Origin of the sequence: Metabacillus fastidiosus NBRC 101226 (assembly GCF_001591625.1) — a bacterium.
Classification (GTDB): Bacteria; Bacillota; Bacilli; order Bacillales; family Bacillaceae; genus Metabacillus; species Metabacillus fastidiosus.
The window spans coordinates 46,366-56,895 of record NZ_BCVG01000017.1; the positions used below are offsets into that span (position 1 = coordinate 46,366).

Genomic DNA, 10,530 nt, shown 5'->3' on the forward strand with positions numbered 1-10,530 from the left:
ATGGACAAAAAATTCAATTGAACCATGGAATGAGAATAGGTCGGAGGATCACATAGTAGAGGTTCTTACAGAGCAAGTGTCCGATGCATACCTGGCTCATTTGAGGAAAATAGGTATATCTTATATTTTCGGCGGAAAAGAACGATTAAACTTTAGTCTAGTAGTGGAAAAGCTAAAAAATCTTTTTGCAATTGATAAATTAATGCTAGAAGGCGGAGGCTTTATAAATGGCTCCTTTTTGAATGAGGAATTAATTGATGAATTGAGTCTGATTTTAGTTCCAATTGCAGATGGTGCATCTAACTCTGTGACACTATTTGAGACGAGTTCTTTTCTAAACAAACCGAAGCCTGTAAATTTCTTTTTAAAGGAAATCAAAAAACTTGATGATGGCGGGTTATGGTTGAAGTATGTAACAAAACATGATTAATCATCTTGTAAATTACAAAAAATAGAGATGCATTACGATCAGTTGGTTTAATGCAGCATCAGTTGCGTTTGCAACGATTGTAGCAGTAGTTTCCTACGTTCCTATTCAAACAGTCTCGAACGCATAGGTAATTAATTAGGTTTAATAACAACCGATTGATTAAATAATAAATTAATAATAGAAAAAGCTGATTTTTCCTAATTCGGAAAATCAGCTTTTTCTAACTTTATGAGAGAATGTACTTAAACTAAACTGCCCCGTTAGTACAATAAGAAATGCGATACCTCTTTATTGAAGTATCGCACCCGTTAGCTTAAGTACGTTTGTTCACAAACCTTTAATAAAACAAGCCGTTTTTCTATAAGGAAACGGTTTGTTCATTGTTATCCTCTAATTTTTGATTTTTTGTTTTCTCATTTGTTGATTTAAATCTTAATGCAGAAGCTAGTATGATTATCATACTCACTACTCCAATCCAAACAAGGGTAGATACAGAAGAATTCCAAGTTAATACTTTATCGAAGAAGAATAGTTCTCGTAAACCTTCTATCATAAATCGCATTGGCAACCAAGAATAGATCCAATCGCGATAAAATGGAGACATCATTTCTGGAGCCATCGCAAGCAATGGTGCACCAAAGAAAAGCATTAAGATAAAAATTGGCATACCTTTAAGCCCTAATAGTGAAAGTACAGCTGAAATCATTAGAAAAAAGCAAAAGGATGTAATCGATAAAAACAACGATATATCTGTGAAATGTGGAATATGAAGCCCTACCATCCCATCTGCCAGCCAAGTTAAGCCAAATCCAATTACAAGGGAGAGAATCACACCTATTAAAATTTGCACCAATTTTGCAGTAAAGTTTTCTTTTCGATTAGTAATGGCTGCTTTGCTAATAGCGATAAAGATAATAGCAGCACTCGCTAAACTTGCCATCCAAAGAGGTTGGAATAAAGAAATAGGAGCATTACCGTTTGCACTGTTAGCCCCAATTTCATTAATATTAGTGACTTTTTTTGTAATAGGATTTATCAGACTTTCAGCTTGCTTTGCTGTTAATTTTGCTTCTTGCTGTTCTAGTCCATCTAGTAGCTGTGTACGAACATTGTTGTTTATATTGTCAACTACTCCGTTCAATATTTTTCCTGCCATTGTTGAAGCCATTGTATTCATACCTTGGTTAATAAATATTTCAACTTCAGGTGAAGAAGGTTTTGGAGTTCGCAATGAAGCCTGCTTTGCACTAAAATCTTTTGGAATAACCAATGCTGCATAATATTTTTGGTTATCTAATCCTTTTTGAACTTCCTCTGTGTTTTTTACTTCAATCCATTTCACAACAGGATCTTCTTGATCTGTAGTTGTTTTTGAATTTTTTTGTACCATTTCAACGATTGTTTGCCCCATATTCATCTTTGGTTGATTAGGAATTTCCACTCCTACATCCTCATTTACGATTGCAATAGGTAGATTTTTTAGTTCTGGTTGAACGGAAGGAAATAATGTTAGTGAAAAAATAAAAATAATTACCAATGCAATAATTGGTGAGAAAAATACCAGTTTGTTTTTAAACATATTTTATCCTCCTAGATTTTAAGTTATAATAATGAACAACCTGTTGTTTATTACTTTTCAAATTATATAGTTCGATTAAGTTCTATTCAATAATCAAAATTGACATATATGTTGTTTATAGGACACATTTTATAATTGTGTTGGATAAAGTTAAGGAGGAATTGGCTTGCGTGATACTAATACAGATTTACGTGTCATTCGGACAAAAGAATCAATTCGAAATGCACTAGTAGAATTAATAGATGAAAAAGGTTTCGAAGCAATTACGGTTAAAGACATAACAACTAGAGCGAAAATTAATAGAGGTACATTTTATGCACATTTTCAAGACAAATTTGATTTAATGACTAAATGTGAAGACGAAATTATGCTTGATCTGTCCAGAATTGTAAAACAAAACTTCCCAAGTGTTATTGCTGCACTTGAAACTGACTCTCCGATTGTGACACCATTTTCCCTTACAGTTTCAATATTTGAGTATTTAAATAAAAACAGTGAATTTATGAAGGCTGTATTAGGTCCAAAAGGGGATTTATCATTTCAAACAAGACTGAAAGAATTTATGTGGGAAACACTTTATGGAAATAATCCAAACACACTTATTAAAGAAGAAAATTTACTCGTTCCAGGACAATATTTAGCTTCTTATGTTGGATCTGCACATATAGGAGTATTTCAACAATGGTTGAATAATGGCAGGAAAGAATCTCCTCAAGAAATAGCTCGTATCCTATCAACTATTATGGCTAATGGTCCCTTATTTGCAGCTGGTTTGAAAAAATAATCCCTTAAAGAGAAAGGGACACTCCCTTAGAACAAACAGGTACTGTCCCTTTATTATTTACATGATTATGCAACTAACCTGCCCCTTTAGTTGAATAACTGATAAACCTTTATAATAGTCCAGAAGGTAATTATGCTCCAAATCAGAATTATTAGTGAGCCTACCACCCAATTTTTCGGCTTACCATTTTTCATTATTTCTTCTGCTTTAACTTCACATTCCAATATTACTTCATTAGGTATCATCTTTAATGCAAACATTATTCCTAATGGAACAATAATAACATCATCTAAATAACCGATTATTGGTATGAAGTCAGGGATCAAATCAATTGGACTAAACACATATGCTACAACACAAACTGTAAATAATTTAGTATACCAAGGTACTCTTTCATCTTTATAAGCTAAGTAAAGTACAAATATTTGTCGTTTTAATTTTTTCGCCCAAATCTTTATTTTCTTCATAATTTTTCCCCATAAAAATTAGATACTTTATCCCTAATATAACATTGTTTATTCAACTCTTCTGCTCCGTTAGTTAAAGAAGGATTTTTAAAGGACTTTATTGTAAATTAAACAACTTTATTGTTACTTAACAATAAAAAAAGAAGATCACTTCATACTAATTCAAAGTCATCTTCTCCTTAAATAAACTAAAAATGAATTTATTCCTTTTTTAAATGCACTATATCATATATCCGTGCTTATTCTAATAATTGATTTTTCAATCTGTCAATCATACATCTATCAATCTGACAAGCTTCGGATAGATAGGTCTCAATTGAACCATATTGCCTTAACATATCATTATAAACTTCATCTAAATACTCAGGCTTAGCTTCTAAAATATATTTCGTTCGCTCCGCTGAGACCTTTACCCATCTCATCACCTTAATAAATTGAGAAAGGCGAGGCCCGTAATATTGATTCGTAAGAAGATAATCTTCTTGTACCTTTTCATACGGTACTCCAACGAGCAGCTGAATGATTGCTGATATAATCCCTGTTCGATCTTTACCCGCTGTACAATGAATAATTGCGGGCAGATTCTTTTCTTCTGCTACCAGACTGAGAATTTCATTCACCTGTGATGTACGTTCAAAAGTAATTCTCCGGTAATAATCTCTAATAAAATGATCAAATTGTTCTTCACCAGACTTCCTAAAGAGGAAACTAAGTAATTTCATTCGATTCGCATCCTGGGTCTCATATTGTTGAATAGGTATATTCACTATTTTTAGTGTATCGTTTGTGCGCATTTTTGCCGGCTTAGATTGATGTTCCTTTTGTGTACGCAGATCACAAATGAGTTTAATACCTAATTGCTTTAGCTTCTCTATATCGCTCTCAGATAACTTTGATAGTTGATCCGATCGAAAAAGAACCCCTGATTTCATGTAAGAACCATCTTTAGTTCTATATCCTCCTATGTCTCTAAAATTATATAATTTATCAAATTGATTCAACGTTCTTCACGAACAGTTTCCATACTTTTCTTCCTTTCATTTGTTTTTTAATAAATAGAACAAATAATTAATTTTTCACCTATGTATTCTTTCTGCATATCTTATATATTTTATTTGACTGGTATTGATTATCTACTAAACAATTGATCAAACTATTAAAGAATAATAAAGTTGTTTAAAAATGTTATTAAAGTCGTTTCATTTTCGTAATGTGACAGGAAACTAATCTTCAATCAATATGATTTCAACTTTTGTAATACGTTCATCAACAATATTACCGAAACTGAAATCTTTATAGGTTGCATAGACTTCGTACAAACCATCACCGAAACCCGATGTAAAAGCACACCCTATAATATTTTTGAATTCTCCTGAGCTCTTCTCATTCATAGTTAATTGACAAACTTCTTGATATGACCCGTTGTTAGCGATATTCCAAACAATCCTGTTTTTATCAAAGTCAGCTTCCAAAAACTCAACAAGTGCTTGTTGAATAACCTCAACTTGCTTCTGATTATTTGTACGTATTAACCCATTTCCATCTTCTGCTATTTCAACATTATAGCCTTTGGCTTGAAGATATTTAACAGCGTTTGCTTTCCCTACTCCCCAAAACTTAACACCTAAAATCTCGCTTTCGCTGTCCTTTTTCCATTCGTTTTCAATATAACAAGGATCAATAATAAGCAATTGGCCTGAATCTACTCCGACACGACCAATCAGTTTCCTTTTCATTTTGAAAATCTCCTTTCTTACTTCACATTTTATTTCTTTAACCCATTAAATTAAAAAACTTAATTTTTATATAGTGTAATTAATATCATGATCTACTATATAATTCTTAAAAGACGTTAGGATCTCAGCAAACTGCAAGCCTAAACAAGAAAGTTCTTTATTAAAAAATTCACTGCCACGTACCTTTAGCATAAAGGCTGGTTTTTTCATATGTTTCATAGAAGTTCTTTCAGTCAGTTATTGAATTGGCACACCCGTCATCCCAAGAAGATACATTAAAACAAATAACATATCACTAACTAATCTGTAACAACCGTATACTTCTTAACTTTTTCGCTGTTATCAAATTCGATAACTAGCCATTCGCTATCAATAGAAATTAGTCCTCTTTCATCTCCAAGATAATAGACAATATTATTTTCGGTTTTAAAATATTCTGTTTCGGTCGGTGTTCCTAATAGATTAGTAACTTCCTTCTTAGTTTTTCTATTTAAATTATGATCGTTTAATAAATCATCAACCATATACACTCTTTCTGAAATATTATTTAACCATTTTTCAGTTGTGAAAATTGATTTATATTCATTTAACGTTAACATAAGTGTACAGATTAAAAGGGGTAAGCTTCCTAAAATTGTTATGACTTTAAGTTTAGTCTTCACTTCTCTTTCAATCTTTAAATCACCATAAGCCCGTTTCCATAAAACTAATTCAAATAGTAGTAATAAGATAAAAGGCAATAGAACAGCAGGAATACTTACTCTACTGTACGAAGAATGTACAACAGTAATGATAAGGATATAAAAAGCATATAGTAATACGTATAAAAAACCGTAAACACTAAATAAACGCCATAATAGTTTTTGTCCAGATGTCATAATGATACCTCCATAAGAAAACTGTATTAACTCTTCTCTGCTGATGGATTGTAATCAACCTCTGCATTTTTCAGTCCATCTATTACTCTATTTATTCGTTGTAATAAGTCTTTTATTTCTTCTTCTGTTAATTCACCTTCTGCTTCTTTTAGATTAAACATGCTCAGTCTCTTTGATATTCCTTCAACATAACCGATAAAAATTTTATCGTGAGTAATTAAGATTTCTCCAATAGCAGTATCAACAATAAAATCTTCTATTTTGCCAAGATTTATATATTCATTAAATGTTCTTGCTATTGCATCTTTATATCCTCTATTTAAGGTTAAATATTCATTATAGTCCTCATTAATTGCCTCAAATATTTCATCGTATTCCCAATCTTTCACTGAACTCTCTCCCTCATATAAAATAAAAGCTGTTATAAATATTTTGTATACGTAAAGGGCATCGGGCATCTATTCCAAGCTTTTTCAATCAATCGATTGTTAAATAACTCTCCCAGATTTCTTCCTTCTTAATACATAATTTTACCATCATTCGTTTTAATAGTGTATAAAGAGGGTATTTAATCAAGTAATTCTTAAAAAATACTCAGGCAATGTTCTCTAGCTGAATAACATCACTTCCGCTCTCTTGTCTCTATCTTCTTGTTGAGACAATTTATGCGATATACGTTATTAACAAATAGCGATTATGCAACTTTTGAATAATTCTCCAAATATTAAGCATTCTAAATATAGATTCAGGAGGTGAAAACAATTGTCAAATCAAGCGAATAAGAATGAAAAAGAAAAAAACAAATCATTTAATAACAGCCAAGCTTCAGGCTCAGAATATCATAAAGAGCATGCAGGCCATGTGGAAGGTTACGGAGAAATCTATCCAGAAGCTAAAAATGTAATTGATACGACTAACAAAAATGACTGATGATGATTCATTACTGAGAGTGAATTAAATTGTAGTTCACTCTTTTTTGTTTCCCTCTCAAAAGGATTATTTATAAGACGATGCTCTGTATCTCACACTTAACATCTATTCCACCTTCATTTCTCATCACCTCCATTATAATTTTTCATGTCTAAAAAAGAGCCGGATAAGGGAAAAATACGAGACTTCACTCGAGAAGACTATTGAAAAACCTTTCCATATGTATAAAATATAAATAATGAAACGCCTCTGTAGCTCTAGAAGGGAAGAGCGCCGGAAAACATTGTAGAACCGGGTCGCAAGGTAAGGGTTTCAGAAGCACCGAAAAGCAAATTAGCTGAGGCAGGTGCAATTCCTGCCGGTGAAATTCCGTAGGGAAGCGTGTTCTCCCCTAGCCTATGCTTAAAGTGCGGATTCGAATCCCGTCAGAGGCATATGTTGAAATTACTCTATTGAGCAAATTCAAGGAAGGGAGTGACACTCTTATAAATACAAGATTAAGAATTTTGTGGATTCTCCCTAATCTTTTTTGCTATCTAATGCTTTTAGGATTATCAGCCTTCGTAATTTTAAATGCAAAAGAGTTACAAGAAATAAACAGGATATCAATATGGGTTATAACATTAATTGTCATATTAATAATTTCACTATTTGGCAGTTATCGAATTTCTCAATGGATAAAACAAGGGAAAATATGAGTTTCGCTTCTAAATTTAATTTACAAGCTAATAATTGCAAAATGTGTACTACCATCTGCATATGCACGAGAAAGGAGAAATAAATATGGAACGAAAAATGGAGTCTGATCTTCCGGAGAAACTGGTAAAACCCGCATTACGCGCACTAACCGGAGCAGGGTATATCCGTCTGGATCAGTTTACTGAGCTAACTGAGTCTGATGTCCTACAATTACATGGAATGGGGCCAAAAGCTCTAGACCAAATTCGACAAGCTCTTTCAGCACGAGGACTTTCATTTGCAGAAAAATCTTAGAAACTGCATATATATTTCCAGTTGATTTCTATTCATCTTATCATACATATGGCTGTTACATCTTTCTAATTAATAGATTAATCCAGCTGACAATAAGGTTTTACTGTTCTTTTTATTAAAATCAGCTTTACTTTCACTGCTTTGAAATTTGGTAGTTCCTCCCTCCACTATTAAAGATTTTTATATAGCTCAATTTACCTATAAAATATGATACTATGTCTTTGGGCAAATTTTACGAAAGTAAAAGACGCAAAGCCACGGGCCTAAAACATTTTGTCACGGCAGCCGGGTTGCCAATAATCTTTCTTACAGTTTCAATAAAATTGGTTTCCTTTCTAATTTGCCTAAACTTAGAAAAAGGAAGATAGAGATGGTATTTTATCCAACAGTTGTTTGTAATAATCTTAAGGAAAGACATATTGTAAAAGACAAAAATCATTGTGAGTGTGGAATACAATACAAAGTGTTTTTTACATTTACTCACAAGGATCTTAAAAAAATTCAATTTAAACCGCTTCAGGAAATTGATTGTCCGAAATGCAGATCCGTCATTAGTTGACGGATCTATTTTATTAAAATCCAGAAAACAATTCCCTAGTTATTTTTAAACGAATCATTTCGGTTTCTCCTTATAATTCCTAATTCTTTGCAATAATTCTTCCCGTTCCCTCTCAAATTGTTCCGTACTCATTTGCTGAGACGGCTTCGTTTCCTTTACTTCAGCTTCACCTTCTTTTAACCAATCAGGCATCAGTTCTTTCCGAATCTTATTCCCTTTTCTATTATGTGATTGTCTTTTCCGAAAAGCCATTTGTGCTGCACGAACCTCTTTTACTGTTTTTATTTTTTTCACAGACCAGTCTTTAAGAACTGCTGAGACATATCTCCAGTTTCTGCTGTTATTCTCAACCGCAGTTTTCATCGCTTCGATGACGAGTTCTTCTGATAAATCCCTTATCCAATTATGTATACTTTCAGCAATGTACGGACTGATCGTTCCAAATCCGTTTTGTTCAAAAAAATGATAAACAGCTGATGTGGCTTCTTCTTTTTTATTATCTGAAGTAATCTCTGTAGTACTCTCTGGTATTGTTGTGCTCAAACTTGGCTCTTCGACAGCTAACTTTGAACACCTCGACTGCTCATTTTGAGCACATGGACTGCTCATATCGTCCAATGCTTCATAATTGATGCGGTACCATTTTGTTTTATCCATTTTCATTTTATTGAAATTTCCAGTGACAATAATGCCGAGCTTTTCCATCTTTATAATAAGCCTGCGGATCGTCGCTTTACTCCACCATGGAAACTGCTCCGCCCATTTATCATACGTATTATACATCCATTTATAGCCCTCATATGTATGGTCACTGATCTGTAGCCAGTAATGAATCTGCTGTAAAATAATACTTTCGTTTAGCCCTAGTTTTTTAGCGAGCGAAGGAATAATAAGCAAAGGTTTTTGATCAAGCAGCAGTTTAGACATCTTTTCTCTCCTCTCTTTCTTATCACTCCCGTCTATCTTAATGATCTCTCTTAAAGAAGCAATTGTGCTTTCACATCCATATCTCCTGATAACAGCCTGATAACATGCAATTTCATTGATTTTTTTGTGTTATTTCACTGTTAACAAGTGTGATAGACACTTTTAAACAGAAAAACCTTGAAAAGCATGTGCGCGCTAATCAAGGTTTTCTTATACTCATTAGAATATTTATCACAGTCTCGACAATTCTACTTATTCTTTTAACTTGTTTCTCAATACTCCAAGATTATGCCGTTTTTAAAGAATTCAGCTAACGAATCAGCCACTTTCACTTTTCCATATTCTAAAATATCATCCGGATTATCTCCTGCATCGTGATATATTTGAAAGACCGGCGGGTTGTCACAATCGAAATTAATAAAATAAGGATCTCCGGAACCTGTTGGATCTCCTCCTATACACACATAGCCTCTTTCTAAAATCGGCATACCGGGATATGCTTCAAATGACTCATCTATCATATGGTCCGACTTATATATATCTACATATGCTATCCCATCATAATCATCTTCCGGCTCATATGCCTGCCATCCTATTTCCATATGGATGAATGGAAGCTCAGAAATTAATTTATAGTACCAGTTTGGAATTTTTTCTTCAAACTTATCATCTAATAGTTCGATTTCTTCTTTTGTTGCAGTTCTTCCTAAATATTTATTATCTAACTTTTTCACTTTTTCAATAAAGTTATAAGCTTCTTGAAAAATAATATCTGCCATATTATCACCTCAAAATCAATCTATACTATGCACGTCATGTATACTCAAAGCAAATAACCGCTTTTCTTAGCTCTTTATTGAAAAATAAGTAGATGCGGTCCGCACCAAAGGCTTGAAAATAATAGCCTGTCAAATACCCGATGTATGTAAATGTCTCCCCGTTCGAATCCTTAGGAATATGAAAAAGATTAGTATATTCGAATACTCCTTCCATCGAATCATTATAGTCTTCTAATAATTCCTGTCCATCCTCTGTCAGGAAGCCTATGTCATCAAGAATACCGTTTACTTCAGGATAACCAAGCCCCCAGCCGCTTTCCTGCTTTTCTTTAAAATTCCGTTCCAGCTCTTCCACTGAGTTTAAGTCATCACCAAAACTGGAATACGGAAAAATATAATTATTACGCAGGAAAAATTCTTTTCGGATGTTATAATCTTTTTCGTTCAATACAGTGAAACTTCTATCAG

Annotated in this window: 12 protein-coding genes, 1 pseudogene and 1 riboswitch; of the genes and pseudogenes, 4 read left to right on the forward strand and 9 right to left on the reverse strand. The window is 33.1% G+C overall.

The features are described 5' to 3' along the window. Positions 1 to 52 precede the first annotated feature (52 nt). Positions 53 to 430 (forward strand): dihydrofolate reductase family protein, encoded by a 378-nt coding sequence (locus BFA01S_RS06940; RefSeq protein ID WP_268874821.1) that lies wholly within the window; start codon positions 53 to 55, stop codon positions 428 to 430. A 358-nt stretch (positions 431 to 788) separates the two neighbouring features. Here the strand turns inward: BFA01S_RS06940 and BFA01S_RS06945 are convergent, their stop codons facing one another. Further along, entirely contained in the window at positions 789 to 2,009 is a 1,221-nt protein-coding gene (locus BFA01S_RS06945) for a YhgE/Pip domain-containing protein (RefSeq protein WP_066227486.1), read from the reverse strand. Between the two features lie 166 nt (positions 2,010 to 2,175). On the opposite strand from BFA01S_RS06945, the gene BFA01S_RS06950 reads away from it, so the two are divergent. After that, a complete protein-coding gene (locus tag BFA01S_RS06950) occupies positions 2,176 to 2,793 on the forward strand; it encodes a TetR/AcrR family transcriptional regulator (RefSeq protein ID WP_066227489.1) in 618 nt (205 codons plus the stop codon). Positions 2,794 to 2,879: 86 nt separating this feature from the next. Here BFA01S_RS06950 and BFA01S_RS06955 read toward each other — a convergent pair whose 3' ends face one another. From BFA01S_RS06955 to BFA01S_RS06975, 5 genes are all read right to left on the reverse strand, one after another. Then, positions 2,880 to 3,260 carry a YkvA family protein gene (locus BFA01S_RS06955; protein WP_174521584.1) on the reverse strand — a complete coding sequence of 127 codons (381 nt, stop codon included), beginning with the start codon at positions 3,258 to 3,260 and terminating at the stop codon, positions 2,880 to 2,882. Positions 3,261 to 3,499: 239 nt separating this feature from the next. Beyond that, the gene (locus BFA01S_RS06960) at positions 3,500 to 4,261 is read right to left on the reverse strand and encodes a tyrosine-protein phosphatase (protein ID WP_066227494.1); all 762 of its coding nucleotides are present in this window, start codon (positions 4,259 to 4,261) and stop codon (positions 3,500 to 3,502) included. 222 nt (positions 4,262 to 4,483) lie between these two features. Beyond that, positions 4,484 to 4,996 carry a hypothetical protein gene (locus BFA01S_RS06965; protein ID WP_066227496.1) on the reverse strand — a complete coding sequence of 171 codons (513 nt, stop codon included), beginning with the start codon at positions 4,994 to 4,996 and terminating at the stop codon, positions 4,484 to 4,486. A 299-nt stretch (positions 4,997 to 5,295) separates the two neighbouring features. Further along, positions 5,296 to 5,874: a hypothetical protein gene (locus BFA01S_RS06970; RefSeq protein WP_066227498.1), complete on the reverse strand. Its 579-nt coding sequence runs from the start codon at positions 5,872 to 5,874 to the stop codon at positions 5,296 to 5,298. A 26-nt stretch (positions 5,875 to 5,900) separates the two neighbouring features. Further along, complete coding sequence (locus BFA01S_RS06975; RefSeq protein WP_066227502.1) at positions 5,901 to 6,263, reverse strand: Imm3 family immunity protein; 363 nt, start codon at positions 6,261 to 6,263, stop codon at positions 5,901 to 5,903. 373 nt (positions 6,264 to 6,636) lie between these two features. Here BFA01S_RS06975 and BFA01S_RS22315 point away from each other — a divergent pair, with 373 nt between their 5' ends. Together BFA01S_RS22315 and BFA01S_RS06980 are read left to right on the forward strand one after the other, a co-directional pair. Continuing rightward, positions 6,637 to 6,804, forward strand: coding sequence for a hypothetical protein (locus BFA01S_RS22315; protein ID WP_156483552.1), 168 nt, complete (start codon positions 6,637 to 6,639; stop codon positions 6,802 to 6,804). 759 nt (positions 6,805 to 7,563) lie between these two features. Then, positions 7,564 to 7,797, forward strand: coding sequence for a helix-hairpin-helix domain-containing protein (locus tag BFA01S_RS06980; protein ID WP_066227505.1), 234 nt, complete (start codon positions 7,564 to 7,566; stop codon positions 7,795 to 7,797). Between the two features lie 214 nt (positions 7,798 to 8,011). Continuing rightward, positions 8,012 to 8,095, forward strand: a riboswitch (cyclic di-GMP riboswitch). 315 nt (positions 8,096 to 8,410) lie between these two features. Here BFA01S_RS06980 and BFA01S_RS06990 read toward each other — a convergent pair. From BFA01S_RS06990 to BFA01S_RS07000, 3 genes and pseudogenes are all read right to left on the reverse strand, one after another. Further along, positions 8,411 to 9,283: a DnaD domain-containing protein gene (locus BFA01S_RS06990; protein ID WP_066227511.1), complete on the reverse strand. Its 873-nt coding sequence runs from the start codon at positions 9,281 to 9,283 to the stop codon at positions 8,411 to 8,413. 272 nt (positions 9,284 to 9,555) lie between these two features. Beyond that, positions 9,556 to 10,062, reverse strand: coding sequence for an SMI1/KNR4 family protein (locus tag BFA01S_RS06995; protein WP_066227513.1), 507 nt, complete (start codon positions 10,060 to 10,062; stop codon positions 9,556 to 9,558). 34 nt (positions 10,063 to 10,096) lie between these two features. Then, positions 10,097 to 10,530 (reverse strand): annotated as a pseudogene (locus tag BFA01S_RS07000) (siderophore biosynthesis protein); the annotation flags it as partial.